We start from the raw sequence: 26,911 nt of genomic DNA, 5'->3' as shown, positions 1-26,911 counted from the left end.
ATACGTATAACACCGATTGATGCGTCAATCGCGTGTACATTCGAAGCGATATTTGACTTTGAAAACTTACTGTCAGCGGCCTACTCATGCAGAAAAGGCAAAACAAAATCGACAGCGACACTCGTTTTCTTCAACAACCTAGAAGAAAACATTATTCAGATACAAAACGAACTGATGTGGGACATGTATCGCATGTCGCCCTATCATCACTTTTATGTGTTTGAGCCAAAGCGCCGCTTAATATCTGCCCCTCACTTTAGAGATAGAGTAGTTCACAGGGCGATATACAACATTATCGAGCCGCTTTTTGATAAGACGTACATTTATGACTCTTACGCATGTCGGCGAAACAAAGGAACACATAGAGGCGCAGACAGAACTCAAGCGTTTATCAGAAAGGTAGAAAGCAAAAGCGGCAAAGCATATGCGCTGAAAGCGGATATTAGCCGTTATTTTTCAAGTATCGATCATCATATTTTGAAGTCGCTACTCGCGGCAAAAATACGCTGTAACCGAACGCTGGCCTTGCTTTATTACATTATAGATAACAGCCCGTGCGATGCGCTGGGCGTAGGAATCCCGCTTGGCAACTTAACGAGCCAGATTTTTGCCAATGTCTATCTTCATGAGCTGGATAGATTCGCCAAGCATACTCTGAAAGCTAAGCACTACGTCAGATACATGGATGACTTCACTATCATCCACGATGACAAAGCGCAGCTTCATAAGTGGCGTCGAGAGATCGAAGCGTTCCTTTGGTCGATGCTCAGACTTAAAACAAACAGCAAAACGCAGGTTTTCCCGATTTCAAAACAAAACGGCAGAGCCTTGGATTTTCTCGGCTATAGAATTTATTCAAGCCATAGATTGCTCAGAAAATGCAGCGTCAAGCGCATAAAGAGCAAGCTAAAGAAGCTCAGAAAGCAATATGCAGGCGGTGAAATCGGAATTCCTGAAATCAATCAAAATATTCAATCGTGGCTTGGTCATGCGTCACATGCCAACTCACACAATCTAAAACTGGCGTTATTCAACGAGCCATTCCGGAGGCGAAATGTTTAGCTACATCTTTAAAGGCAAAACCTACACGGACACGAGTCGCGAGTTTATGCTCAACATTGGCATGAACGCAGAGCAAATTGAGTCTGTATTATCTCAGCAAGAATACGAGTCAAAGCAAAACGTAGAGCTACGACAGCAAGCGTATAAGCGCGAATCTGATCCGCTCTATATTGAATGGCAATATGAGATTGAAAGTGGCAACCCAGAATCAGACAGCTACAAAGGAGTTTGGATGAGTAAAGTAGCAGAAATCAAGGCCCGTTATCCGTTACAGCCTGAAAGTTAACTAGCACGAAAGTAAGAAAGCACGAACTCCGTGAAAGCGGTTTTTTTGTGCCTGAAATTCACCCAAAGCCCTAGCCATTCGCTGGGGCTTTTCTTTTACATAAGATTTGGAGCTGATACATGGCCGCAGATTATTTGCATGGCGTAGAGATGATTTATCTCGAAAACATGAACCGCCCTATTGAGGTGCTTTCCGCCTCAACCATTGGCTTAGTGGGTACGGCAGATGATGCCGATGCCACGGTTTTCCCTTTAAACACCCCGGTGCTGATTAACAGCGAAACGCAGATCGCCAAGGCGGGCACCACGGGCACCCTGAAAACGGCTTTACAGGATATTTATGATCACGGTGCTGCGGTGGTTATTGTTATTCGTGTTGAAGAAGATGCGGACGAAGCCCAAGAGGTGGCAAACATTGTGGGCCAGCTCGACAACGACACAAACACCTATGGAGGCTTGAAAGGCTTGCTGTTTGCTGAAAGTGTTTTGGGTATCCGTCCTCGCTTGCTGATTGCCCCGGAATACAGCCACAAAACGGGCGTGGGTGCAGAGCTTGAGAGCGTGGCTATCAAACTCAATGCTATTGCCATTGTGGACGGCAGTGAAAACGGTTTTACCAGTGTTGTGGCTGAGGTTAAAAACTACGGGCCAACTCTGTTTGTTAACTGCGGCATTAAAAAGCTGGGCAGTGACGGCAACCCGGTCACTCGCAAAGCCAGTGCCTTTGTGGCGGGCCACATTGTGCGCGTGGATAACCTTGAGGGTTATTGGCATAGCCCATCAAGCCGCAAGATGATTGGCGGCATCATTGGAACCAGTGAACCGATTGATCACGCTATTGGCTCCACAACATCAAAAGCCAACCTATACAACGCCCAGAACGTGAGCGTTATTGTGCAGCAGCAAGGCGGCTGGTTCTTCTTTGGCAACCGCTTGGCTGATGGAACCATGATCCCGCACCAACGTATCCGCTACATCGTGGGTGATTCGATTCTTTACGCTCACCAAGAGCTATTGGATCGCAACGTCACAAAAGGCTATGTGGACGGTGTGAAAGGCCGTGTGAATGCACTATTGCGCCGCCTTGTATCGCGTGAAGTGATCAGCGGTGGTGAATGCTGGTTGGATAAAGAACTGAACGTGGCCGCTATCGGCACCGCTCAGGTGTATTGGGATTACGATCTGGGCTTTTATGATGTGGCTGAGCGCATGACGTTCAGACAGCACATCACGGATCGTTACAACGAAGCCATTTTTAGCTAAGGAGTCAAGCCGTGGCAAAACTACCAAGTATGCTTGTAGACATTAACGCATTTTTCAAAGATGAATCGTTTGCTGGCTTATGTAATACGGTGACACTTCCTAAGATTGTCACCAAGACCGTGGATCAAGTGCTTGCAGGTGTAGCGGGCGACATTGAGCGCAACATCGGCAAGCTGGAAAAGCTCGATTGTGAAGTGACCATTGCCGACTATGCCACCAAGGTGATTGATCTGGTGGGCAACCGTGACAGCCGTGATGATCAGTTTATCGTTCGTGGCTATGTGGACACCGATGCCGGAGATATGGCCGTGGCGGTCAAGATGCAAGGTTTCTGGAAGTCGATGGAACACGGTGGCGAGTTCAAGCCGGAAGAAGAAGCGGCCATGAAATTTGCCATTGCTGTGGAAGTCTACACGCTGGAAATTGATGGCAAAGAAATCATTCACATTGACAAGATGAACAACATTTTCCGTGTTAACGGTAAAGACCGAAACCAGAAATGGCGTGAAGCACTGGCCCAGTAAAAGCCAGAAAGCACGAAAGTAAGAAAATATAAAGAGTACCCACACAAGTCCCTGACCGCGAAAGCGGCGGGGGCTTTTTTTGTGGCCGTGCTCGATGCAGCAATCAAATTTAATAATTGTGGGTAACAAGAATTATGAGTAACGAACTAAAGCTAAGTAAACCGCTAAAGCGTGGCGATACTGAAATTGATACGGCAACATTCCGCGAACCAGATACAGGCAGCTTGCGCGGTCTGGAAATGTTTGGCGTGTTGCGTATGGACATTAATACCCACCGCACCTTGGTGCCTCGTATTTCAAATATTGATGCCAACCTGTTTGATTTGCTATCCCCTAAAGACTTAGTGGCCGTGCAAAACATGGTGGTCAGTTTTTTCATGGAATAACCCCACCTAAAGACGTGATGGAGGTCGAAGCGGATCTGTTCATCGTGTTTCAAGGTTGGGACGCTAACACCACGGCCAGCATGTTGATCCCTGAGCTGATGCGCTGGCATAAGATCGCCATAGCTCGCCATAAAAAGGCAGACGGTGACGATTAACCAGATAACGCCCCAGCGGTGCCCTTGATGAAGTGGCGGCGCTGGGGCTTTTTTTGTTTGTAACGAGGGCAGTCAATGGCTGAAAGTAAATTAAAACTCAGTCTGGTAATGGATATGGTGGACAAGATCACCGCTCCCATTCAGAAAGTCACCACCCAAACCACCAAAGCCGGGGAGAAAATCAAGGCCACACAAGACAGCCTCAAGCAGCTGGGCCAGCAAAGCAGCGACATTGAACACTTTAGAAAGCTGAAAACGGCCACGGCTCAAACCAGTAAAGAACTGGAAGAAGCCCAAGCCAATGCCAACCGTTTGGCGCAGCAGATGCAGAACACGGCCAAGCCAACCCGCAAAATGACGGCGGAATTTAACAAGGCTCAAACCGCTGTTAGTAAGCTGAAAACTCAGCAGCAAGGCGAAACCGAACAGCTGCAAAAGCTGCGGGGTAAATTGTCAGCGGCGGGCGTATCAACCAACAAACTCAACGAAGCAACCCGCAAGATCAAGAAAGAAACGCAAGCCTATAACGAACAGCTGAAAAAAGAGCAAACCCAGCTGGACAAAGTTGCCAAGCAGCAAGAGCGGATCGGCAAGATTAAAGACCGAAACAGCAACATTAAAACCAAGGCCGCCACGGATGCGGTGGGCGTAGGTGCTGCGGTCTTTGGGGTAAAGCAGCTGGTGGATGCTCAAGGCGAGATCAGCAGTGCTCAGGGTGAAATTGGTTCACTTGGCCTTAATGATGCCGAAGTGGCCGCCATTACCCAAAAAGCCAAAGAGTATTCTAACCAATGGGCGGGCACCACTCAGGCCGAGTTCATCAAGGCCAGTTATGATATTAAATCCGGGATCAGCAGCTTGTCAGCTGAGGCGGTGGGCGAGTTTACCAAAATTGCCGCACTGACCGCCACGGCCACCAAGTCAACGGTGGGCGAAATGACCGGGCTGTTTGCTACGGGTTACGGTATTTATAACAAGCAGTTCCGGGCGTTCGGGGATAAAACCATTGATGGCTGGGAGAAAATGACCGAAGCGGAGAAAAACGCCGCCTTTGGTACTTATTTCAGTGATGGTATTGCCGCGAGTGTGCAGCAGTTCAAAACGGACGGCAGCCAGATGCAAGGGGCTATTTCTGCCCTTGGTGCGGCGGCCACATCCTCAAACGTTCCTTTTGCTGAACAGCTCAGCATTCTGGGCCAGCTTCAAGCCACCATGAGCGGCAGCAAAGCGGCCACAAAATATAAATCATTCCTAAATGCAGCAGCGGGCGCAGGTGAAAAACTGGGCCTGAGTTTCTTGGATGCGAATGATCAGCTGTTATCTATGCCGGATATTCTGCAAGAGCTGCGGGATAAATACGGGGAAACCCTGACCGATATAGACAAGATGGAGCTGAAAAAAGCCTTTGGCTCAGATGAGGCAATGGCGCTGATCACCCAGCTTTATCCTGAAATAGACACCCTGAAAGGCAATATTAACGGCATGAATGGGGCTTTGCTTGATGGCGGCAAGAACGTCAACAAGATGGCTACCAGTATCGCCACGGGCCCTTCTGAGTCTATGCAGCTGTTAACTCAGCGAGTGGGCAACATGACCGCCGCAATCGGCTTGCTGTTTGCTCCAGCGGTGATGTTTGTCAGTGACGTGATCGGACAGGCAGCCATTGCCATTTCATCATTCACCGAGAATTTCCCGATCTTGTCTCAAGTGTTGGCGTTCGTGGTGGTGGGCATGATTGCATTCAAAACGGCGAGCATAGCCAGCCGCTTGGCTTATGTGGCGTTTTCAGATTCGTTGCTGTTTGGTCAAAAGGTGCTGGGAATGCTCAATATTACCCAGTTGAAAAACACCGCCATTATGGCTGTCAGTCGCGTGAAAACGTTAGCCAGTGCAGCGGCTACCGTAGTGATGAGCGGAGCGCAAAAGGCGTTAGCCCTTGCCACTGCTTTCACTACCTCCGCCACCGTTCGAGCGAATGCGGCGATGGTGTTAACTCATACCAGAACGCTGGCCGCCGCTGGGGCATTGTTAATGATGTCAGGTGTGCAAAAGGCAATGGCAGCAGGCACCGCCGTAATGACGGGCGCACAATGGGCACTTAATGCGGCAATGATGGCTAACCCTATCGGTTTGGTGATTGCGGGTGTCATGGCCTTGATTGCTGTGGTGGCTTTGGTGATTAAGTATTGGGAGCCTATCACGGGTTTCTTTTCCAACATGTGGGGCGGTATTAAAACGGTATTCTCAGGGGCTTGGGATGGAATCAAGAACACCTTAGCTATGGGCTGGGAATTTATCAAAACGCTGTTTGCATGGTCGCCACTGGGTTTGATTATTCAAGCATGGGAACCATTAACTGGCTTTTTTGGCAGTATGTGGGAAGGCATCAAAGGCATGTTTTCTGGTGCTATGGAGTGGCTTAAATCAATGGTGTTGGCACCCATTGAAACCCTGAAAAATACGCTTGGATCGGCATGGAATGCGCTGTTTGGTGGGGATGGTGAAGAAGTCACCCACACGGTGAAAAAAGTGGCTGAGGAAGTGCCCGCCCTTTCTAATCCGGCAGTTAGTCAAGTGACCGCCGAAGGGGAACCACTGCCCAAGGCGAAAGCCACCGAAGCACTAAGCGCAGGCAATCAAGCCACTCAAAGTGTCAGTTATCAGTTCGGTGACATTATCGTGCAAGCTGCACCGGGCATGAATGCCCAAGAGGTAGCGCAGGAAGTGGCACGGCAGCTGGCCGCAGAAAAGCGCAAGGCTGAGCGTAAGAGCCGTACTTTAGCGGTGGACTAACACCGCTTAAAGCACGAAAGGCAGAAAGCACGAAAGTAAGCGAGGTAAATCATGGCCGTAATGATGGCGCTGGGCAGTTTTCAGTTCAGTATTAACACCATGCAATATCAATCCCTTAAAACGTCTATGGGATGGCGCTGGGCCAAAATGGACAGGGTGGGCCGAAAGCCTGCCCGTCAGTTCAAAGGGCCAGAGGGGATCACTAAATCATTCGATATTGCCCATTATCCGCAGGATGCGGATGGCTTAACCCAGTTTGATGAAATTCAAGCCCTAGCTGATGAAGGCAAGCCGATCCGGTTAGTGGGTGGGGCATTGAGAAGAAACAACGGGCAAGTAAGTGGCACCGCTTTGGATTTGGGCCTGTGGGTTATTGAAAAGCTCGATATAACAGAAACCCAGTTTTTGGATAACGGCATACCACTGGAAATGAAAGGCTCAATCTCGATCAGTGAATACGGGGAAGATCAGCCATGAAATATTTAACCGGCACGGGCGAAATGCTTGATGCAATTTGTCACCAATATTATCAGGGCCGAACTGGAGCCACCGAAGCCGTGCTGGAAGCAAACCCCGGACTGGCGAAAGCTGGCCCGGTGTTGCCCGTTGGCACGTCCATTGAATTGCCTGATCTGGAGCCTGTTACCAAACAAGGCACCGTGAGCTTATGGGATTAAACCGCAATGAAAGAAGTTGATTTTAAAATAATCGCTAATCAGAGCGATATAACCGCCAAGATCCGGGATAGGTTGCTGCGGCTCACGTTGAGTGATGCCGCTGGCATCGAGAACGACACCGCCGAAATCGAACTGGATAACCGTGATCAAGCGATTACCCCGCCGCCAACCGGGGCCGAGCTAAATATTTACATTGGTTATGTGGGGGAGCTGGTATTTAAAGGCACGTACACGGTGGATGAAATCAGCGAGCCACTAGAAACGGACACGCTCACAATTAGTGCTCAAGCGGCCCAGATGAAGCGCAGCTTTAAAGCGCCCCGTGATGAAAGTTACGACAATATCACGCTGGGTGAGCTGGCCCAGCAAGTGGGTGGCCGTCATGGTTATGATGTTCAGGTGGAACCGTCACTGGCTGGGATTCAGTTTCCCCACCTCGATCAACGTGCTGAGTCTGACAGCAACATGCTCACCCGGTTGGCCCGTGAAAACGGGGCCATGTTCAAGGTGGCGGCTAATAAGTTGCTGTTAGTGCCTAAGCAGAAAGGTAAGACAGCCAGCGGGAAAGACTTACCCACCATTGAAATTACCGATCCTGAGCACTCCACGGGCACAGTAACGGTTCAAGATAGAGAAGATTACCAAAGCGTGGTGGCGTATTGGTTTGATGAAACAGCGCAAGAGAAACAGACCGAACGGGCAGGGAGTGGAGAACCTGAGTTTGTGATCAGAAAAACCCATACTGATCAGGCATCGGCTCAGCAGGCAGCCAGTGCCAAGCTGGGTGAACTGCAACGAGGTAAGGCCCAGTTAAACATCACCCGCCCATTGAACCCCTTGATCGTGGCTGAGGGATTTTTGAAAGTGAGCCAGCATAAGAAAAACGCCAATGGCCGTTGGCTGGTGGAGAATGTCAGCCATACCATTGAGCCGGGTTCTGTTGCTCAAACTACGGCTAAAGGTGCAGTGGCTTGATATGTTTGTGTGATGATAGTCTTATCGTTAGGTGTTTAGCTCTAAAAAATATGGCATCGGTGTCACATTCTTGGTAAGAAGGGGGCGGCTTAAATTACTGGTTTATAAAAAGAGTTATTTCTGAATAAGTGTCTTAATAAGTTGTTTTAGTGGCTTCAATGCGTCATGTGGTACTTGGGAGAGCAAGGCTAAGAAATCATGGTCTTTCGTCCCCGGAGATTGCGCAGGCCCATCCCCTGTTAATAGCCAGCAGTGTGTTACCTTGTAGCGTCTGCATACATGGTTTATTTGTTCAGGTGATAATGCCAATAATCCCCGCTCATACTTTGAGATAGTCCCCCGCGAACAGTCAAAAGCATTGGCTAGTTCTTGCTGAGATTCACCGAACAATTCACGCATTTTGCGTAATCGCTTCCCGATCTGTTGGTTTGTTGTTTCCAAAATGGCACCTTTTCAATGCTAATGACTGCGTTGGGGCGCAAAAAAGACAGTTAAAACAGTGAGTTAGATGTTATCAGCGGGAGAGGAATAAACAAGATGTTTTATAAGTACACGCAATTGATTGATCTGAAACTAAAATAAATACAAAATACTGTGGTTATATACAGTGTCGCGGCTAGAAGGAGTTGTCTAAATGGCGCTTACAAAAAATAATGACAAAGGATCGAATCCTTTAATCCATGACCATGAGGGTGAAACGATTGATGCGCTTTGCCATTACTCTGCGCATGTGGCGGAATCACTAGAGTGTGACCCAGAAAAGCGGGGGTTACATATATCAATGCAATTGATTTGTGAAGCTTTGCAAAAGCTACAGTTGGATCGTGAGTCAGATCAGTGTCATACTGATTCAGATAAAATCTAGGAATTTGAAAACTTAGGGTGGATTTTTTACACCCTGTGTGTATTATTAACAGGGCTGAACGCAAGTAGGGCTAAGGTGCTCAAGTTGTGTTCAGTTTTAACGTGAGATTGGATTAACGGACAGGCTTACAGACGCAAAAAAACCTCGATGCGCTAACACCGAGGTTCTTTTAAAAATGGTTCAACCAAAAGAAACCACCTCTAGACAAGGTTAATTTTACTGGTTGTATCGTAATTTGCAAGCCTCGCTACTATTTTTAGGCGAGAAAATGACAGTAAATTTAGGGCGAGAGTGCCCGAATAAGAAACAAAGCAGCAGATCATACTCTGAATCTGTTCGTGATGTGCTAATCGGCTTAGGCAAAACTAAGATTGCTGAGCCTACCCGCCGATTTATTGATAAAGTGTCGGGCTATTCATCTAAACCTTACCTTCTTAAATCACTTAATGAAGTGGATTGTCGTCAACGTGACTCACAAAAACGGGTTCGTGTGCGTATGATTCGTGTTTTAAGTGTCATTATCACATATATAGATTGGTCTACTTTCCGTTTGGGCGTAGCCAAGCCTAAAGAACTAGATCCTGTTAAGCACGCATCTATGAGAAAGCGTTACGCTGCTATATACGGAGAAGAAATCCCAGAATCAACATGGTTCCGTTATATTGATAAGCTAGTACGCGCTGGCTATCTTCATAGTGAGGCTATGGATTTGCTTGATAAAGAAGAAGGCAAGATCAAGGGTGTTGCTGGTTACAAGTGGCTAACAATTAAGTTATTCAAGGAAATAGGTTTTAAGGCTGGCTGGTTAGACTCTCAGCGCCAACAAGCACTAGAACGACTATGCAAAGCCAAACTTTCTAATAGCTGGCCTGAATACGGCAGTAAGCTGTCAAAACAGAAGCGTGCCGATGCTTTGAACTTGGAAAGCTACCAAACAGAATCCAATCAAGGCCAGTTTGAAACGCACTGGTATGATGAAGACGCAGTAAGCTGGTTTACCCACTAAATCCCCTCTCTTTTGATGCCGATTTGTTTCGGTAGAATACTCGTGCCTGCTATATAAAAAAACCCTTAGAACGCCATACATCGCCCACAAATCACCATCATTTCATCGGTTGTCACTACAATATATCCACACCCTAACGTATATCGATCAGCACTATGGATAAGTCATGTATAGGTATGTGTGTATCCCTAATTAAATGAGAGTTGGAAAAGGGAGGTGAAACCGCGAGTGGTAGTTTCATCCTCCGGAGTAAGTACCATTTTATTTATTAACAGGGTCCCTTTAATTCCCTATTAATAAATAAAGAGATATATAGTTTTCATTAAGAGCATAAAGAGCTGTTTATAAGTACCTCCCATTAAATTGCAATCAACATCACCAACACTAAATAGTCCACAGAAAGCAATTTAACGGGCCCCGTCGAGGCACCTATAAGCCACATAACCAAATAACCTATTATTCCAACTAAAAGCAAAAGAACGCGTTGATCCTTTCTTTTGTCATTCGACAGGAAGATCCAGAGTTTATTTCAACCTCCTGCAAAGAGCAGGCTTAGCAGGGGAAAGGCTTTTAAAATACCGCGAGTTAATGCGTATAACGGCCATACAGCTATTATTTTGAGTTTAGTGGTAGTTTGCTTTGCATATTTTGCTACGCTCAATATAAGAGCGTACAAGAGCGGCGGCTTAACCCCCCTCTTTTAGCCAAAATAGCCAGTAATGCTCTACATTTCGTTACATGCCCCCATAACGCTAGGTTAACTTCGAGCGTAAATGGCTATAGACGGCACTTTAAAGGCAGCGACAACCCAAGTTTACCTATTTATAAAAAAGCCCTCACTGGCTTAGATGCTTTCAATAATCAATGGTTGTAGTGACGCATCACAGTCAGATCGATTTATTCTCAGTTTAATTTGACTACCACTACCAATAGTAATTACTATTGGTAAATACAAATTGTAATTACTATTGGTGGGTCTATGCATATTATTTTCTTCAATACAAAGGGAGGCGTCAGTAAGTCTACTTTGTGTGAATACACTTCTATTGAGCTTCAAAGATTGGGTTATAGCGTCCATGTTGACAATACTGATCAGCAACGGCACGTAACATTAATTGAAAATGAGGAGGCTGACTTCTTTCTGTACGATACCGCAGGAGCGTTTACAGCTGATAATGTGGATTTACTTAAAGCTGCTAGCGAAGAGAAAGCATTAGTTGTTGTTCCAATGAACACGGGAAAGAATGATCTAAAAGAGTTTGATTTTCTTTTGTCGAAATTGGAAGAGTACAAAGTAAAAGATAAAGCTCGATTTGTTTTCACTAAGGCCAGAAGTAATAGTAAGGCTTTATCAGAGAGACGAAAAATGCTAACTGAACATGGTATGGATTCTACTTGTTGGGTTATGCCTATGTTGGAGGACTTTAGTGAACAACGACATACTAGCCGCACACGCAATGAAATTAGCGCTTTTTTGCATGAGGTGATCTTATGAGCTTAATCAACAAGAAAAAGAAGTCAGAAGATCGATCAGAATTAACTACAGAAGCGGCAGTTCGTGACAAGGTTGAAGCTGAACAAGCGGAAAAAAGAAAAGCTATCCAAAAGAAACATCGCGATCGCTATTTAGCTGACTGGAAGCATGAAAAGAGTGTTATTGATGATCTCTCTGGTAGTGAGTTGAGTGAGTACGTTAATGGGCATGAGGTTAACGCTATCGATCCGCGTGTTGGATTGCACTCAATGAAGATAAACCCGTATGAGCTGGCAGTTGTTAAGCAAGCTATGGAGATTGTAGGGGCAAGGTCTAGTCGGGAGCTTTTTGTTAACCACTGCAAAGAAGTAATTAAAAATAGTAAGTAGTTATTGTATGTATAAATAGTATGTACTACTATCCAGTTTAGATACAAAAACGCCACCCGGAAGTTTGGCGACCACGGGCGGCGTAAGTAACCACAACAGAAGGATATTCTAATGAGTCACTATACCCGTGATCTTATCACCGCGTTTCAAAATCGCAAAGCAATTCACCTTGGTGCTATGACTGGTGCGGATTTTCGCCGTGTTTTAGCTGAAATTAAGGCGTATCAATTAGCAAACAAGGAATAAACCTCATGAAAGATAATGAATTACGTTTGCGCTCATTAGTTAAACGCGTAAAAGGAATGGCCGCACTTGGCTGTGATGGAAGTCCAACCGAAATGGATAACGAGTCTTTGCAGCAAGTAATGCAGGTTATGCTTGAGTCTGCTTGTGAAATAGAACAAATTTTAGAGTCGAGCGAACTGTCATCCAAGCAAGAACGCCCTAAAGCAATTCGCCTGGCATGAAGGAACCCACATGATCGAAGATGATATTAGGGTTTTAAGACTAGCAAAAAGAATCAAGGCGATAACCTCTATGGCGTTTGATTCAAGCCCAGACAACCTTGAACAAGGGGATTATATGGAGGTAATGCTAATGTTAACCGAGGCTGCCACTGAGATTGAGAAGATTATGAAGAAGAATATCGACAAGGCCAGTATGAAACCTGCCAAATGAAGTAACAACAAGGTAAGGAGTTGCAATACTGACACCTCCGTCATATACTGATCTTGCTAAGTCGAGTACAGCATATAACTAAGCACCTACCACTGCTTAGTTACCAGATACAAAGAAACCGCCCTATCGGCGGTTTTTTTGTATCTGGCAAATGGAAAACTATTAAAGCTAACATTTCTCCTATATAATCAATCTGCTAAGTAAGTCTTCATTTTGACTTTAGACACCCTAACAATGCTTTTGCATTGTTAGGGTGGGACTATGTTCTGCCCTTTATGTCCCGTTCGGCTGGTGTGGTAGCCAGTTTCTAATCTATAGAATGGATTTCATAAATCTATCAGTCGTATGCTGTACTCGACTTAGTACATCTTGCAAAGTTTCAAGTCGGTTAGAAGTTGATTCTTCGCTACGGCTCCAGATATTGGAGAGTAACCAATGATCATCAGTTCAACGATTGTCATTTGTGCTTTGATTGCTGCTCTAGTGTTGGCTGTGAGTGTGAAGATTACGATCGGAAACATTAGCATCAACATTAACAGTAACAACCGCAAGAAAGACTAACTGAATAAAAAATTATTTTTTACCCGCCTTGTGCGGGTTTTTTTATGCCTGCTTTCTATCCCTCCTGATTGAAGTTCTTTGGTACTACTCCCTTGAGTGCATATATTTCTTGAAAATTGTAATGTAATTATGTAATGTATTACAGAATTACATTACATAATTACAATTAAGGTGAAACCGATGGCCGAGAAGATAACCAAAGAACTTGTTTTTGACCTTGCTGATCAGCTGGTGGCACAGGGCGTAGACCCAACCAACCTCAAGATCCGTGAAATGAATGAAAGCCGTGGGAGCTTGAGCAGTATTACACCGCACCTGAAAGCGTGGCGTGAGCAACGTTCTGCGGAGGCGGTGGAATCCTTGCCTGATATGCCAGAAGAACGTTTGCTGGCTGTGTTGCGCCCTGTTTGGGCTGAGCTTGCCCGCGAATCTCAAGCGATCCTCAAGGCTGAACAAGCCACCTTTGACCGTGAACGCGCCCAGCTAAAAGCTGAGGCTGAAAGTTACATGGGCGAAATTGACCGCCAAGCGGATGAGGTTGAGCGCCTGCAAGCTGAGCTTACCGACACTCGCAAGCAGCTACAGCGGCAGAGCATGGAGCTTTCCACCCTGACAGAACGCGCCGATCAGCAAGCCCAGCGCATTGATAACCTGCAACAAGATAAACTTGCCGTGGATAAGCAAGTCCAAGAACTCCGCAGTGAATTGGCCGCCGAGCACAAGCATGGTGAGCAGCTGCAAGTTCAGCTGGCCGCAGTGAACAAGCAAAACAATGAACTGGCGGGTGATCTTAAAGCTGCCCATGAACAAGCCACGGGCTTGAATGCTCAGCTTAAAACTAGCCAAGAGCTGGTGGCTGAAACTAAGCAGCAACTAACCACTGAGCAACAACGTGGGGCAGAGCTGGGCCAGCAATGCAACCAACAAGATCGCACCATAGCCACAACCAGTGCCAAACTTGAAGCCGTGACCGAGCAGCTAAAAGAGGCCAAGCAGGCTATTACTGAAAAAGACAAGCAAGCCGCCGTGAGTCAAGAGAAGGCTACCAAGCTAGAATCTGACCTGAAAGCCAGCCAAGCCGAAATGAAACAAGTGAATGCAGAGCTGGGCCGTGCCAATAGCCGTGCTGATAAGCTGGAAGCCAACCTGATGGCCTTAACGGAAAACCTACAGCAATCTAAATATTAAATTTAAATGTTGATGCGTTGGATATTAGCTTGTGAATAATGGGAGGCCCATAGACTACGAGGGTGAATACATGACACAAGTGATTCTAAATATTATAGAAGTAACACTTAGGATTATATTGGCGTTATTAAGCAATATTTAATTAACAAAGAAAAGGCCATGCATTTCATTTGCATGGCCTTTGTGACTGGTCACAAGTTGGGGGAATTAAGATTTCTTATCTTTTTGTCGATCAGAAACTCTATGTTCCTCCAGGATTTCCTCACTTTGAGTACCATCTAAGTTGTAGCGATGTGTACCCGTTTTTAATGCTTCAATATAAGCTTTTTTCTTTACCCATCGGTCAAGGCTTGTTGCAAGGTGTTTCCAACCAAATCCGAGATCTTTACCGTTATCTCTATCTTGTCGATATTGCTCAGCGACTATCTTGTTAATCCCTATTGCTAAGGGCTTAAAATCATCATAATCAAATACTTTCGGCCATGTATCCATTAACCAGCGTTTAGCTCGTTTAATGCTTTTGATTTTGGCATTGATTGCTTTAGCGTTGTTCATGTAAGTGCGTTGTTCTGGCGTTAACTCTTCTTTGTTTTTCTCGTTTTTTTTAGTCTCTAATTGTTTCGCTGGTGACTCTTTAGGTTTTAACGAGAGCTTTTTAGGTGGTGTTGATGTGGTGCTAGGCTCTGGCGTAACCAGTTTGCGTTTTTTCTTGATAATAATGGTCGCCATAATTAGCCCCTTGATTCAAATCTGATTGTTTTACAAATAATAACAGTACACACGGTGTGATCCGCTCTTTTTACCTTGAAATACGCATTATTTCTAGTGATTCGGAGCTTTTAACGCTTACACATTGCGTGTGTTTCTTTTTGTTGGTGCATTTTAAGTACACCCTTAATACACTTAGTTATTTTGGTGCATTATTTCCTATATTTTAATGTATAATGCACCTAATTAACAGCACCAATATAAAATGCACTGGGGTGATCATGCGTGTTTATGGGTATTTAAGAGCATCAACCAGTGAGCAAGATGCTGGACGAGCTAAAAGCCAGCTGGTGGAGTTTGCGGAACAACAAGGTTTTAAGATTGCTTGTTGGTTTGAAGAAAATGAATCAGGGGCGAACTTAAAGCGACCAGAGTTATTCCGGCTATTAGATGTTGCTTTGCAGGGTGATGTCTTACTGGTTGAGCAAGTCGATAGAATTAGCCGGCTAAACGCTGATGATTGGAATGCTTTAAAGCGTTTGATTGGTGTCAAAGGAATACGAGTTGTTTCACTTGATCTACCTACCAGTTATCAATTTATGACAAGTGGCGATCAGTTTACTGAACGTATGTTTTCAGCATTGAATGACATGATGTTAGATATGTTGGCCGCTGTTGCCCGTAAAGATTATGAAGATCGCCGCCGCCGACAAGCTCAGGGTGTTCAAAAGGCCAAAGCGCTGGGTAAGTATCGAGGCCGGAAAGAGAACAAAGAACTTCACCATAAAATTGAAGGCTTATTGGTTGATGGGAAAAGCTACAACTACATAGAGAGCTTAATTGGTTGTTCAAGGCACACCATTTCAAAAGTTAGTAAACGCTTAAAATCAGAGGGTTTCTTGCATGAAAAATAAGAGCAAAATTAGCGAACAAGATATCTGTTACAAGCTACATGCGGAAGCCTTAGCCTGTTTTAAAAATGGTGATAATGCGACTGGTGTTTGTCGTATGCAGGAAGCGAGGGCGATCGAAATTGTAAGGGATACAGGAGATTTCAGCTTATTGCTTGATACAGTTAAGCAAAATGAACATGAGCTGATCAAGATGGCTAATTACTTTTTCAATAATGGCCTTGAAACTTGGGGTGGGGTTCTGGCGGGAATGACAGGCTTAATGAATTCTATTTCATTAAGCGGGCCGATGGCTGACAGAGTGAAAACTCAAAAGAATAGAGAAAGTGCTAAGAAAAATCGAACCCCAGAACATTTAATTCAACTTTGGAAGTCAGTCATTGATGGTGCGCTCTGTGAGTTTGAAAGTGATAGCGTTGCGTGGACTTATGAAAGCCTTTATCAAGAGGTTGTATCATGCTTAATGGAGTGCGGCCAGATTCACTTTCCTTCATTAAAATCTGTTAAAAAATACACCCCTGAAATTTGCGAGCGTTATGGCTTTGCCCTTCCTTCTAAAGGAAAACCGCTAACAGTGGAATTTGATGAAAATATTCTTAGTAAAGTGAAAGCTGTGGTACTTAACAATCCCCAACTAGGTGCTAAAGGCGTTTCTGATAAGCTCAACGAACAAGGCCACCGATTAGACCCCAATAAAGTAAGGTTGATTTTTAAACGTCTTAATTTAGATAGTCTCGAATTGAGGAAATCTTACAAGCAAGCTATTAGCTAGTGGATTCAGTCTTCTTGATCTTCCTTCTGCGGCGTTCTGCGGTTGCTGCGGCATTGCGTTTTCTACTTTCGGATTTTAAGGCTTGTTGTTCTGCAAGATCCGCACGATCATTGGCTTCATTAATAGCCTGTTGCGCTTGCCGCTTTATTTGTTGGATTTGGTCATTTAACCCCTGCTTCATCAATTCAGCTTGGGAGGTTAGGCGCTCCCCATAAGCCAGCATGTTTTGAGCTTCATTTTTCTTATTAGCTAATTCTGAACGAGCTTGTTTTATGGCTCGCTGTTCCGCTGTCTTTGCTCGTTCTTGGGCTTTTATCAGTTTTTCTTCTGCAATAGCTACTTTTCTACGTGCTTCTTTATGTCCTAGATCTTGAAATAGCGAGATCATGACGGGTAAGAAAATTAAACAGGTGACAGTAACCAGTAGTGCAAGCGGCCATAGCCTAAGAATAATGGCCCATCCGTCAGCCTTATTGTTGAAAGTGGCAAACAATGCCCCTTCTGTCGTTTTTCCATTCCAGAACTGCCAGCCTGTTTGAACTTCTTCTTTAACTTGTCCTATTTCTAGTAGAGATAGCGCTGTCATGTTTTCATGCACATAGGTGCCAAGCTGGGCGAGTACGCCTACAGCGATAATAAAAATAAAAATTCTCAACGTAGGTAAACCTCTGTAATTTCTGGGCGAAAGTGCCCCATTTCTTGGCTAACCGTTTCAAGGGCTAAATCACGATTGAATCCGGCCTTTTGTAGTTCGTGCATTCTCTCTTGGGCATAACTATGCCGTAACCCGTGAGCACCTTCTGACCATCCAAGAACCCTTTTTGATGCAGCTGAGAATGAATTACTCCATTTTTGACCGCCTGTGACAGCGTAATGTGAGGTGTAATAAATACCTCTATCCTCGATGCGTACAGGTGAGGGTAGGCGTAAACTTTCTATTCGATCAGCCAAGTGGGAAGGGATAAGCACTTCACGAACTAACCCGCCTTTACCCTCTACGGTATAAATTACGCCATCACGTCCGGCCCATTTGGATGGAAGGGTAGGCCTTTGATCCGGTGCGCGTATCTCTCTGGGTTGCAAGGTCAATAATTCATGGGCGCGTAATCCAGCAGAAAGCGACAACTGAGTCGCAAGGCTATTCTTTTCGTTTTGGTGGTGGGCGATTAAATTTGCCTGATCGGTGGTGTAGGCTCTGGATTGTAATGCTTGAGCCTGCTCTGATTTTATAGTGGGAAGTTTCTCAGGCGCTTCAAGTAAGTGCGTGACGTGGTGCATCATGCATTGGATTGCTTGGCGCTCCATATCAAGCGTCTTTTGCCCTACCTCTTGGCCGCGCTGCTCCAAATATGTGATCGCTTGAGCTGGGGTTAGCCCCCTAAGACCGCCATTAATTTTTTCAGCCTTGGCATATTCAGCGACTCTTGTTAAGGCTTGTTCATAATTTCTCACAGTGCCAACGGAGGAAAGTATCGAACCTTGAACGGCTTTTATAACGCTGGTGGATTGTTTTGTGGCACTTGCGAACTTACCCATGCTGTGCCTGTAACCATCGTGAAACCGTTGAATGTTCTACTTTTATTCGCTTACTTCTAAGCCAGCGTTGAAGTTCGGCAGTTGAACACCCTTCTTTTTTAAGAGCCAGTAACTCACCTTTATATCGATCAAGTCGTGACTTCCTGCGTTTGTAGGTCTTCTTTCTGATAATTTGTGTTTGTTGCTTTAATCGTTCTGCTTCTGCTTTTTCATCAAACACAGGATCTTCCTTCTTTGTAAGAACTTTACTGACTCGTATCGAGTTCAGCGACAACTCAATGCCTATTCGCCACTGTTTAAACCTTTTCGCCGTTTTGGTCTGACCGATCTCACCATATTATTGCGAACCTTGATATTTAATCAGTAAGGTTAAGTCTGATGATGCATAACGAGCATCAAAGCGTTCAAATCTCGTTTTGAAAAACGTTACCGTAACGGGGTAAGTGCGACTCTCTTGGGCTGTGAGTAACAGTTATTTCCTTTATAGGAACTCTGATTTGACTGTCAGGTACAGATACTTAAACATGGTGTTTAAGTCTCGATTTTTGAGAGAAATCGGTGGGCCCATTTTGGGTAAAACTCTAACGACTTCGGACGGTCGTTAAGCGCACAGGTATAGTTCTATAGTAACAATCACAATAAAAAACATGCAATATGTTTATTAAAATGTGCGTGAAAGTCTCACAGGCCAATATCCACGCTATGTAGCGACGAATTTATTAGTTGTACATAGCGGGGATAGGCAATTACACGATCTTCAATCTAATCTTGATATTTGGCGTTGCAAGTGGGTGGTAAATTCACAGTGATAGCAGCGCGATCCCCACCATATCTAGCCACGCAATAAACATCTATCAGGGAATAAATGTGCCCTAAGTGCTACGGGCTTGTTACGCCCGATTTATCCTTTAATCTCTCGATAAACCAACAAACATTCTGAATCGTTAGAGGCCACCATGAGCAAGACATTAGATAAAATTCGCAAGTTGATCGCAGAAGCGAGTCAAAGCCTAGAGCAGCTGAAACCTAAGTCACTCTCTGCAACTGAATTAGATAAAGTGACTCGTGAGCGCGCGATGCTACGGGACAAACTGGAGTTATTGCGAGAGCAAGAAGAAATAGAAGTTAGTCGCATTCAGGAAGAAGAAGCGGTTAATAAAGCCGACCGCAGAAAGCTATTACTTATTAGTTTGGGTGAAGCGGCAAAGGAACATAAGAATAATCACGAACACTTGAATGAAAAAATCACAACGGCCATTGGTAATCTGTTCAAGTTAGTAAAAGAGCGTGATGAAGTGGTGAGTAAGTTTGGGTTTGGTGATCTATTGGGCGAATCACGCGAACTACTGGAGCCAGAAGAATTTAAACAGATAAGCGCTGAGTTTCGTGAAACACGATATGCCCGCCAATCTGAAACCTCTTTTACCCCTGATCTGGCTGGGTGTTGGTTTCAAGAGTTACGTAAGCATGTAGGGACAAGTGGAAACCTCTATCAAAATCTGAGTGGATTTGTATCGATGTTCCGTGATCCAAAAGAAATGCAAACTATTGGCGATCAGATGATTGAGTTATGTGAAGACCTTCTTAATCCCCCAGAGGTGGATGAGGTTGAAGAATTAAACGAATAAATAGCCTGGTGGTTGTTTGTCATGGCTGATTAACCTCAGCCCTGCGTACCGTATGCAGTCGTAGCGGTAGCGGTTAGTCGTGAGTGCGCTTGAAAAACCGCGACTGCCGACAGGGATATTGATAATGCCCGTGGTCGGCCATTTGAATTATAAGTATGAGGTTGAAAGTAATGACAACGAAAGTGATTAACTTTTCTGAATCTGCGATTAAAAAAGTCCAAGTAGAAAGCCAGTGTTCTGAATTGCGTGATCCTCGTTTTCCGTTGCGCTTTCGATTTCATGCTAATCGCTTATCTGGTTCTTGGTTCTTTGTTAAAAATGCCGAAGGAAAGTCCCATTGGAGAAAGTTGGGTGTATGGCCGCATTTGAAAGCAAAGGATGTGATCGCGAACCTGAGTGAATATGAAAGCCGCTTAGCCGTAAATTTACACGATGAAGTGCTTAATCAGCAGTTTAAAACGGTATTGGATTTGCTGGAATGGTATGCCGAGCGCAGCAGCAAAGACAACACGGTTACATCATCAAGACGCGCCACGATCAAGTGGGCGATCCAACGTCAGCTTATTCCTATGTTGGGAGAGTGCGAACTGATTGAATTAACGCACTCCCAGTTAGATGAAAAGTTATTCTGGCCGCTTCAACGGTATTACTCCATTGCAACGGTGCGTTCTGTCTGGAGCGTGTTCAAGCAAGCCTTTAAACGTGCTCATAAATTAAAGCTCATTGGGATTAATCCCGTAGCGGGCTATTTGTTCAATGATTTTATTGAAATGAAAGTAGCCCCTAAACCTGCACAGCTTAAACCTGAGCAAGTGGAATCCGTGATCAAATCAATTGAGAACGTAGCTAAGCCCACTCAAATGCTGGTAATGATGATGTTATTACATGGCACTCGCATAGGCGAAACACGTTGTACTAAATGGGCGCATATCTGTTTTGATTCTGGTCGTTGGAATATCCCAGAAGCCATAACGAAAACTAAGCAGGCCCATACGATCCCATTAACAGAGACAGCAATGAACCTCTTGAAGTGGTATCGAGCATGGCAGCGTTCGCAAGGTTACAAAGGTGCATTTTTATTTCCAAATAAACCAATTCAGAACTGCATTAGCCGTAATAAAGCCAATGAGTTGATTAAAAACGTGAGTAATGGACTTTGGTGTAGTCATTCACTCAGAAAGCTGGCGCGTACCGCATGGATGGATTTGGATGTTGATTACATGACCGCTGAATTACTACTGAATCACGCCATGAACAAACTGGATCAGACCTATATCCATACCTATGCAGAGCGACAAAAGAGCCAAGCACTGCAAACTTATCACCAATGGCTAGAAGGAAAATCCCCTGAGTTCTTCAACCTGTTCAATGACCACGATGATTTGAAGATCATTGATATTGCTCAGACCGCATGAACCCAGACAGGACAAGGCTAGAGCACCATCAAGCAAGATTAATACAGTAGACAATATAAGCAGGCGCGAGGGCTGGATTGTTTGGGGGGGGGTGGCCGTGAGTAAATACCCGCTAAAGCCTTATTTTTAAAGGGCTGGCGAGGTGTGAAGGCTGTGAGCCTAGGAAACACGGGGGACCCTGAGAGAATCAGAGTCAACCACGGGCGGTAGGCTCGCGGAGTTTGGCTAATTTTCGGATTTTGTATGCTCGTCAGCACGACCCTAGGCACTAAGGTGACGAATCCCAGAGCGAGAAAGGGTTTAGAGGTGACGAACAGGTGTGTTTTTACTGTGAGAAATGCCCGTTTTCAGATGGGATTAAGCAAAAAACGGAATGATCCTTTGATCATTAATATTCGGTGTTTTTTATCACCATTGCATTTAATGAGGTTGTAAATGAAACGAATGCTGGCGTTGGGTTGGTTGGAGTCCACTTGTTGGGCTGTTGACGATAACACCTTAAAAATTATGGCTGATATTGCCGCAGGCATCACAGGAAACACTAGTATTGAAGCCCTCCTTTCCAGCCAACCAATGGCGTTAGAAGGTCGAGTAGGCACAAAATCGGGTCATGCTATGCAAAAGCGTGGCCGTGTTGCGGTGATCTCTGTTCGCGGGGTGATTTCTCGATATGCCAACTTGTTCCAGTTGATTTGCGGGGGAACCAGTGTCCAGTTACTGGCAAAGGATTATAACCAAGCCCTGAACGATCCAAGTGTCAGCGCCATCATGTTGGATATTGATTCACCGGGCGGTGAGGTATCGGGTATTCATGAAATGTCAGAGATGATTTTTGCGGGCCGATCTAAGAAAAAGACAGTGGCGTACATCGGTGGGCAGGGTTGCTCTGCGGCTTACTGGTTGGCATCTTCGGCAAGTGAAGTTGTTATTGATGCGACAGCCAGCGTGGGCTCTATCGGGGTTGTTATGACGCTACAACGTAACAAGAAGAATGAAAACATTGAATTTGTTTCTAGCCAATCGCCGAAAAAACACCTTGATCCAGCCTCTAGTGCTGGGCGTTCTGAGTGTCAAAAGCATCTAGATGTTTTAGCGGGTGTGTTCATTGATCGTGTAGCAAGAAACATGAAGGTAAATCGCTCAACGGTACTCAAGGATTTTGGCCGTGGTGGCGTTCTTATGGGTAAAGCTGCCGTTAAAAATAAGATGGTACACAAGTTAGGCAGTTTTGAAGGTGTAATTAAGCAATTAGGCGGAGTGTAAATGAAAGATAGAGTGGAATGGAATATTACCGAAATCGCTCGAACGTTTAGATGTTGTCGAGATACAGCAAGGAAGAAAATTAAAGAAGCGGGTGTTGCACCTTGCGGTAAGCGTGGGGTTGTCCCTGTTTACGATCCTGTTGAAGTGGGTCGCGCTTTATTTTCTAGAGAGGGCGGGCTATGAAAAATCACGCAGGGCCTCCATTGTTGACGCGAGCAGAGTTTGCCTCTGCTTTTAGGCTAACGAATCGCACAATAACCAATATGGTGCGAGATGGGATGCCTATTGCTGGTGGCATCGGTACGAAAAGCGATCCTCATCGTTTTGATTTGTATGATTCAGTGTTGTGGATGCTAAACCGTGAAGCTGTAAAGCGAACGGGAAAACGAGTATTTACGGGGTTCAATTATGAGTGAAAATAAACATAAACTTTCGCTGGTATTGGATATGGTGGATAACCTGACGGCACCTATTCAGAAGGTGACAACCCATACCACGAAAGCAGGAGAAAAAATTAAGGCTACACAAGACAGCCTTAAGAAATTAGGCCAGCAAAGCAGTGATATTGAACACTTTAGAAAGCTAAAAACGGCTACAGCTCAAACCAGTAAAGAGCTGGAAGAAGCTCAAACTAAAGCTAATCGCTTGGCGCAACAGATGCAGAACACGGCCAAGCCAACCCGCAAAATGACGGCGGAATTTAACAAGGCCCAAACTGCGGTTAGTAAGCTGAAAACTCAGCAGCAAGGTGAAACTGAACAACTGCAAAAGCTGCGGGGTAAATTGTCAGCGGCGGGTGTCTCAACCAACAAGCTCAATGAAGCAACCCGTAAGATCAAGACAGAAACACAAGCCTACAATGAACAGCTGAAAAAAGAGCAGACCCAGCTGGACAAAGTTGCCAAGCAGCAAGAGCGGATCGGTAAGATTAAAGACCGAAACAGTAATATTAAAACCAAGGCCGCCACTGACGCGGTGGGCGTAGGGGCCGCGGTATTCGGCGTTAAAAAGTTGGTGGATGCTCAAGGCGAGATCAGTAGTGCTCAAGGCGAAGTGCAATCACTTGGCCTGAATGATTCGGAAGTGGCCGCGATCACTCAAAGAGCAAAAGAGTTTTCAAACCAATGGGCAGGAACGACTCAGGCAGAGTTTATTAAGGCCAGCTATGACATTAAATCGGGTATTAGTTCCTTGTCGGCGGAGGCTGTGGGGGAGTTTACTAAAATTGCGGCTCTAACGGCGACAGCGACAAAATCCACAGTTGGAGAAATGACCTCTTTATTTGCGACAGGTTACGGGATTTATAACAAACAATTCCAAGACTTTGGCGCTAAAACTATTGATGGGTGGGATAAGCTAAGCCAAGCCGAAAAAGAAAAAGCATTTGGTACGTATTTTAGTGATGGAATTGCCGCTAGTGTTCAGGCGTTCAAAACAGACGGCAGCCAGATGCAACAGGCTATTTCAGCTCTTGGTGCGGCGGCTACGTCTTCAAACGTTCCGTTTGCTGAGCAGCTTAGTATTCTGGGCCAACTTCAAGCCACCATGAGTGGCAGTGAAGCCGCAACAAAATATAAATCTTTTCTAAACTCTGCGGCTGGTGCGGGTGAAAAATTGGGTCTGAGCTTTTTAGATGCTAATGATCAGCTGTTATCTATGCCGGATATTCTGCAAGAGCTGCGGGATAAGTACGGCGAAACCCTAACCAATATAGACAAGATGGAGTTGAAAAAAGCCTTTGGTTCAGATAAAGCAATGGCGCTGATCACTCAAATGTACCCAGAGTTAGATACGCTAAAAAGCAACATTAATAATATGACTGGAGCGGTGCAGGATAGTGGGAAGAACCTCAAGCATATGGCGACAACCATTGCTACGGGGCCCGCTGAGTCTATGCAGTTATTAGCTCAACGTGTTGGTAATATGACGGCAGCGATAGGTACATTATTTGTTCCTGCGATTATGTATACCAGTGACGTGCTAGGGGAAGGTGCAAAGGCAATTGCAGCCTTTACCGAGAATTTCCCGATCTTGTCTCAAGTATTGGCGTTCGTGGTGGTGGGCATGATTGCATTCAAAACGGCGAGTATAGCCAGCCGCTTGGCTTATGTGGCGTTTTCAGATTCGTTGCTGTTTGGTCAAAAGGTACTGGGAATACTCAATATCACTCAGTTGAAAAACACCGCCATTATGGCCGTCAGTCGCGTGAAAACCTTAGCCAGTGCAGCGGCTACTGTAGTGATGAACGGAGCGCAAAAGGCGTTAGCCCTTGCCACGGCGTTCACTACATCGGCCACTGTTCGCGCAAACGCAGCAATGGTGTTAACCCATACCAGAACTGTGGCCGCCGCTGGTGCGTTGCTGATGATGTCGGGCGTACAAAAAGCCTTAGCCGCAGGAACGGCAGTCATGACAGGCGCACAATGGGCACTCAATACAGCAATGATGGCAAACCCTATCGGTTTGGTGATTGCGGGTGTAATGGCCTTGATTGCTGTGGTGGCTTTGGTGATTAAGTATTGGGAGCCTATCACGGGTTTCTTTTCCAACATGTGGGGCGGTATTAAAACGGTATTCTCAGGGGCTTGGGATGGAATCAAGAACACCTTAGCTATGGGCTGGGAATTTATCAAAACGCTGTTTGCATGGTCGCCACTGGGTTTGATTATTCAAGTATGGGAACCGATCACCGGCTTTTTTGGGAGCATGTGGGAGGGTATTAAAGGGATGTTTTCAGGCGCAATGGATTGGATCACCTCAATGGTGCTTGCTCCTATTGAAACGCTGAAAAATACACTAGGTGCAGCGTGGAGTGCTTTGTTTGGTAGTGATGGGGAAGAAATCACCCATACTGTGAAAAAAGTGGCTCAGGATGTTCCCGCCGTTTCGTCTAATTCGGTGGCAGCTAATGCCACTCAGCAGCAAGAACAACTAAAAGTTTCCAAAACGGAAACACTACCAGCCGCAGGCAATAGAACGGTAGTGACGAGTAATCCAGTGTATGAATTTAATATTCATGCTGCTTCTGGTATGGATGAAAAATCTATAGCGCAGGAAGTTGCACGACAAATTAAAGAAATAGAACGTAAGCGTGCTAGATCGGCAAGAACGTTAGCAATCGATTAAGGTAAACCTATGGGAAAGAAAAGTAAGGATAAACAGATTTTAACGTTAATTCGTCAGTGTCAGGAGTTAGCATTAACGGCGACTACGGAGCAGACGGCGAAAGCTGAAATTGTGATTGATAGTCTAAAAAAGCAATTTCCTGAGCCTCATGAAGCCAAACGGGACTTAGGTCACGTTATAGAGCGCATATTCAGTGAGCATGGGGATTCTGTAGGGGCTGTAGTTGTTGATAGATTCGTTAGGCCATTGATGAATACAAGGTTTTCACGCAGGATCTAGTGACTTGTGTGAAATGGTAGGGTAATATTTCCATCAAAGCGTAGGCTAAATGCAAAAAAACCCACAGTTGAAAGCTGTGGGTTTTTATAGAAATTAGTTGAAAGCACAAAAAGTCAAACAACCATCCATAATTTGATTTTACGTGCTGAACACTCTTTCTGCAAGCCTTTCTGGTTAACCACAAAAAGAAAGAAAGTAAGAAAGCACGAAATTATGAAAATAAACTTAAAATCAAGCAATCAACATGACAAACGCCAGCGTGGTGCTCATAGCACCTGTTGCTTAAACCCTAAACCTGTTTATATTCGTCCAGAGTCTTGGAAGAATTTGCCGGGTGAGCTGGGCAAAACCTTCAAATTTTGCCGTAAGCGCGATATTTCACGCGATCCCCACTTTGTTCACTTGCGCCAAGTTGCTGGCCGTCAGCGTGATTTTAAAGACGTTCGCCGCAACCTTATCAATCCTATCTTTCAGCTTTGCTTGTCTCGCCATGACTTGGTAACGGGCATTATTGAACTCGATCTTGAGGCTATGGCCTCAGAACTATCCAAAATGTGGGTGACTGACCCGGAAACGGGTGAGCAGTACATTGCAGAAAGCAAAGTAACCGTAAGTCGGATCAGCCGTTTTATTGATGAAGTCATGATCCCGTTTGGTTTGGCTTATGTGCATTCTGATGGCGACCAGAGCAGTCCGAAAAGCGGCATGGTGTGGGATCAGGCCAATGGCTTTTGGTTCCCTAAAGTGTTGGTGCTAACGGATGAGTTTTACCGTTTGGCTGGTGCTAACCTTGAAAAGCTCAATATACAGCGTGAAGAACAGCTGGCCTTGCGTAATGTAGGCATTACCGAGGAAGGTGAGATCATCACGGTAGCAGAAGCGAGAATGCGCAAGCGTAAGCAGATTTTTAAACGTGCATGGGATGCCCGCAAGCAAAATGCGGGCGCTCAGCGCCGCCGCAACAAGCTGGCAGGCATGAGCTTGGATGATCG

General features: G+C 45.3%; 33 protein-coding genes. 28 read left to right on the top strand and 5 right to left on the bottom strand.

The annotated features are described in order from the left end of the window. The 10 genes from Q0688_RS24235 to Q0688_RS24190 form a co-directional block, all read left to right on the top strand. Nucleotides 1-1,062: RNA-directed DNA polymerase (locus tag Q0688_RS24235; RefSeq protein ID WP_299083367.1), on the top strand; the 1,062-nt coding region annotated here is incomplete at its 5' end. Further along, on the top strand, nt 1,055-1,348 hold the full coding sequence (locus Q0688_RS24230; RefSeq protein WP_299083365.1) for a hypothetical protein: 294 nt from the start codon (nt 1,055-1,057) through the stop codon (nt 1,346-1,348). The genes Q0688_RS24235 and Q0688_RS24230, both read left to right, overlap by 8 nt. Before the next feature lie 119 nt (nt 1,349-1,467). Next, nucleotides 1,468-2,610: a phage tail sheath subtilisin-like domain-containing protein gene (locus tag Q0688_RS24225; RefSeq protein ID WP_299083362.1), complete on the top strand. Its 1,143-nt coding sequence runs from the start codon at nt 1,468-1,470 to the stop codon at nt 2,608-2,610. A gap of 11 nt (nt 2,611-2,621) precedes the next feature. Beyond that, nucleotides 2,622-3,134, top strand: coding sequence for a phage major tail tube protein (locus tag Q0688_RS24220; RefSeq protein WP_299083359.1), 513 nt, complete (start codon nt 2,622-2,624; stop codon nt 3,132-3,134). A gap of 134 nt (nt 3,135-3,268) precedes the next feature. Further along, the gene (locus tag Q0688_RS24215; protein WP_299083355.1) at nt 3,269-3,520 is read left to right on the top strand and encodes a phage tail assembly protein; all 252 of its coding nucleotides are present in this window, start codon (nt 3,269-3,271) and stop codon (nt 3,518-3,520) included. 17 nt (nt 3,521-3,537) lie between these two features. Beyond that, nucleotides 3,538-3,675: a GpE family phage tail protein gene (locus Q0688_RS24210; protein WP_299083352.1), complete on the top strand. Its 138-nt coding sequence runs from the start codon at nt 3,538-3,540 to the stop codon at nt 3,673-3,675. A gap of 75 nt (nt 3,676-3,750) precedes the next feature. After that, a complete protein-coding gene (locus Q0688_RS24205) occupies nt 3,751-6,468 on the top strand; it encodes a phage tail tape measure protein (RefSeq protein WP_299083348.1) in 2,718 nt (905 codons plus the stop codon). Between the two features lie 51 nt (nt 6,469-6,519). After that, nucleotides 6,520-6,945, top strand: coding sequence for a phage tail protein (locus Q0688_RS24200; protein ID WP_299083345.1), 426 nt, complete (start codon nt 6,520-6,522; stop codon nt 6,943-6,945). Beyond that, the gene (locus tag Q0688_RS24195; RefSeq protein ID WP_299083342.1) at nt 6,942-7,145 is read left to right on the top strand and encodes a tail protein X; all 204 of its coding nucleotides are present in this window, start codon (nt 6,942-6,944) and stop codon (nt 7,143-7,145) included. The genes Q0688_RS24200 and Q0688_RS24195 overlap by 4 nt, the downstream gene beginning before the upstream one ends. Before the next feature lie 87 nt (nt 7,146-7,232). Beyond that, nucleotides 7,233-8,120 (top strand): contractile injection system protein, VgrG/Pvc8 family, encoded by an 888-nt coding sequence (locus tag Q0688_RS24190; protein ID WP_299083339.1) that lies wholly within the window; start codon nt 7,233-7,235, stop codon nt 8,118-8,120. A gap of 114 nt (nt 8,121-8,234) precedes the next feature. On the opposite strand, the gene Q0688_RS24185 is transcribed toward Q0688_RS24190, so the two are convergent. Then, nucleotides 8,235-8,561, bottom strand: a complete 327-nt coding sequence (locus Q0688_RS24185; protein ID WP_299083336.1) for a helix-turn-helix transcriptional regulator — start codon at nt 8,559-8,561, stop codon at nt 8,235-8,237. Nucleotides 8,562-8,754: 193 nt separating this feature from the next. Between Q0688_RS24185 and Q0688_RS24180 the strand changes: the two genes are divergently transcribed. The 8 genes from Q0688_RS24180 to Q0688_RS24145 all read left to right on the top strand — a co-directional run bounded on the left by Q0688_RS24180 (nt 8,755) and on the right by Q0688_RS24145 (nt 14,281). Continuing rightward, the gene (locus tag Q0688_RS24180; protein ID WP_299083334.1) at nt 8,755-8,985 is read left to right on the top strand and encodes a hypothetical protein; all 231 of its coding nucleotides are present in this window, start codon (nt 8,755-8,757) and stop codon (nt 8,983-8,985) included. A gap of 268 nt (nt 8,986-9,253) precedes the next feature. Beyond that, a complete protein-coding gene (locus Q0688_RS24175; RefSeq protein ID WP_299083331.1) occupies nt 9,254-9,991 on the top strand; it encodes a hypothetical protein in 738 nt (245 codons plus the stop codon). A gap of 979 nt (nt 9,992-10,970) precedes the next feature. Next, a complete protein-coding gene (locus tag Q0688_RS24170; protein WP_104048882.1) occupies nt 10,971-11,486 on the top strand; it encodes a ParA family protein in 516 nt (171 codons plus the stop codon). After that, nucleotides 11,483-11,854, top strand: a complete 372-nt coding sequence (locus tag Q0688_RS24165; RefSeq protein ID WP_299083322.1) for a hypothetical protein — start codon at nt 11,483-11,485, stop codon at nt 11,852-11,854. Before Q0688_RS24170 ends, Q0688_RS24165 begins: the two co-directional genes overlap by 4 nt. 111 nt (nt 11,855-11,965) lie before the next feature. Then, entirely contained in the window at nt 11,966-12,100 is a 135-nt protein-coding gene (locus Q0688_RS24160) for a hypothetical protein (RefSeq protein WP_017085692.1), read from the top strand. Between the two features lie 5 nt (nt 12,101-12,105). Next, complete coding sequence (locus Q0688_RS24155) at nt 12,106-12,321, top strand: hypothetical protein (RefSeq protein ID WP_017085693.1); 216 nt, start codon at nt 12,106-12,108, stop codon at nt 12,319-12,321. Nucleotides 12,322-12,331: 10 nt separating this feature from the next. After that, nucleotides 12,332-12,532, top strand: a complete 201-nt coding sequence (locus Q0688_RS24150; protein ID WP_017085694.1) for a hypothetical protein — start codon at nt 12,332-12,334, stop codon at nt 12,530-12,532. 741 nt (nt 12,533-13,273) lie between these two features. Beyond that, nucleotides 13,274-14,281 carry a DNA-binding protein gene (locus Q0688_RS24145; RefSeq protein ID WP_299083306.1) on the top strand — a complete coding sequence of 336 codons (1,008 nt, stop codon included), beginning with the start codon at nt 13,274-13,276 and terminating at the stop codon, nt 14,279-14,281. 207 nt (nt 14,282-14,488) lie between these two features. Here Q0688_RS24145 and Q0688_RS24140 read toward each other — a convergent pair whose 3' ends face one another. Continuing rightward, on the bottom strand, nt 14,489-15,010 hold the full coding sequence (locus Q0688_RS24140; protein WP_299083303.1) for a ProQ/FINO family protein: 522 nt from the start codon (nt 15,008-15,010) through the stop codon (nt 14,489-14,491). A 260-nt stretch (nt 15,011-15,270) separates the two neighbouring features. Here Q0688_RS24140 and Q0688_RS24135 point away from each other — a divergent pair, with 260 nt between their 5' ends. Together Q0688_RS24135 and Q0688_RS24130 are read left to right on the top strand one after the other, a co-directional pair. After that, nucleotides 15,271-15,903, top strand: a complete 633-nt coding sequence (locus Q0688_RS24135) for a recombinase family protein (RefSeq protein ID WP_299083300.1) — start codon at nt 15,271-15,273, stop codon at nt 15,901-15,903. Continuing rightward, nucleotides 15,893-16,672, top strand: coding sequence for a hypothetical protein (locus Q0688_RS24130; RefSeq protein ID WP_299083297.1), 780 nt, complete (start codon nt 15,893-15,895; stop codon nt 16,670-16,672). Before Q0688_RS24135 ends, Q0688_RS24130 begins: the two co-directional genes overlap by 11 nt. Here Q0688_RS24130 and Q0688_RS24125 read toward each other — a convergent pair. Genes Q0688_RS24125 through Q0688_RS24115 form a run of 3 tightly spaced genes read right to left on the bottom strand, consistent with a single transcriptional unit; the run spans nt 16,665 to nt 18,428 of the window. Further along, nucleotides 16,665-17,327 carry a hypothetical protein gene (locus Q0688_RS24125; protein ID WP_017085700.1) on the bottom strand — a complete coding sequence of 221 codons (663 nt, stop codon included), beginning with the start codon at nt 17,325-17,327 and terminating at the stop codon, nt 16,665-16,667. The genes Q0688_RS24130 and Q0688_RS24125 overlap by 8 nt on opposite strands. Then, the gene (locus Q0688_RS24120) at nt 17,324-18,208 is read right to left on the bottom strand and encodes a site-specific integrase (RefSeq protein ID WP_299083294.1); all 885 of its coding nucleotides are present in this window, start codon (nt 18,206-18,208) and stop codon (nt 17,324-17,326) included. Before Q0688_RS24120 ends, Q0688_RS24125 begins: the two co-directional genes overlap by 4 nt. Continuing rightward, entirely contained in the window at nt 18,201-18,428 is a 228-nt protein-coding gene (locus tag Q0688_RS24115) for a hypothetical protein (protein ID WP_017085702.1), read from the bottom strand. Before Q0688_RS24115 ends, Q0688_RS24120 begins: the two co-directional genes overlap by 8 nt. A 736-nt stretch (nt 18,429-19,164) precedes the next feature. Here Q0688_RS24115 and Q0688_RS24110 point away from each other — a divergent pair. The 8 genes from Q0688_RS24110 to repA form a co-directional block, all read left to right on the top strand. Continuing rightward, nucleotides 19,165-19,836, top strand: coding sequence for a hypothetical protein (locus Q0688_RS24110; protein ID WP_299083289.1), 672 nt, complete (start codon nt 19,165-19,167; stop codon nt 19,834-19,836). 170 nt (nt 19,837-20,006) lie between these two features. After that, entirely contained in the window at nt 20,007-21,251 is a 1,245-nt protein-coding gene (locus tag Q0688_RS24105; RefSeq protein ID WP_299083287.1) for a tyrosine-type recombinase/integrase, read from the top strand. Between the two features lie 435 nt (nt 21,252-21,686). Further along, nucleotides 21,687-22,514, top strand: a complete 828-nt coding sequence (locus Q0688_RS24100) for a S49 family peptidase (protein ID WP_017085705.1) — start codon at nt 21,687-21,689, stop codon at nt 22,512-22,514. Continuing rightward, nucleotides 22,515-22,697, top strand: coding sequence for a hypothetical protein (locus Q0688_RS24095; protein ID WP_017085706.1), 183 nt, complete (start codon nt 22,515-22,517; stop codon nt 22,695-22,697). It begins immediately after the preceding gene. After that, nucleotides 22,694-22,930 carry a hypothetical protein gene (locus Q0688_RS24090; RefSeq protein WP_299083282.1) on the top strand — a complete coding sequence of 79 codons (237 nt, stop codon included), beginning with the start codon at nt 22,694-22,696 and terminating at the stop codon, nt 22,928-22,930. Before Q0688_RS24095 ends, Q0688_RS24090 begins: the two co-directional genes overlap by 4 nt. Further along, nucleotides 22,923-25,640, top strand: coding sequence for a phage tail tape measure protein (locus tag Q0688_RS24085; protein WP_299083280.1), 2,718 nt, complete (start codon nt 22,923-22,925; stop codon nt 25,638-25,640). The genes Q0688_RS24090 and Q0688_RS24085 overlap by 8 nt, the downstream gene beginning before the upstream one ends. A 9-nt stretch (nt 25,641-25,649) precedes the next feature. Continuing rightward, the gene (locus Q0688_RS24080; protein ID WP_017085688.1) at nt 25,650-25,919 is read left to right on the top strand and encodes a hypothetical protein; all 270 of its coding nucleotides are present in this window, start codon (nt 25,650-25,652) and stop codon (nt 25,917-25,919) included. Between the two features lie 213 nt (nt 25,920-26,132). After that, nucleotides 26,133-26,911: plasmid replication initiator RepA (repA, locus tag Q0688_RS24075; RefSeq protein WP_299083271.1), on the top strand; the 779-nt coding region annotated here is incomplete at its 3' end.

The organism is uncultured Paraglaciecola sp. (assembly GCF_937123705.1).
Lineage (GTDB): Bacteria > Pseudomonadota > Gammaproteobacteria > Enterobacterales > Alteromonadaceae > Paraglaciecola.
This window is presented reverse-complemented; position numbering and strand designations above follow the sequence as displayed.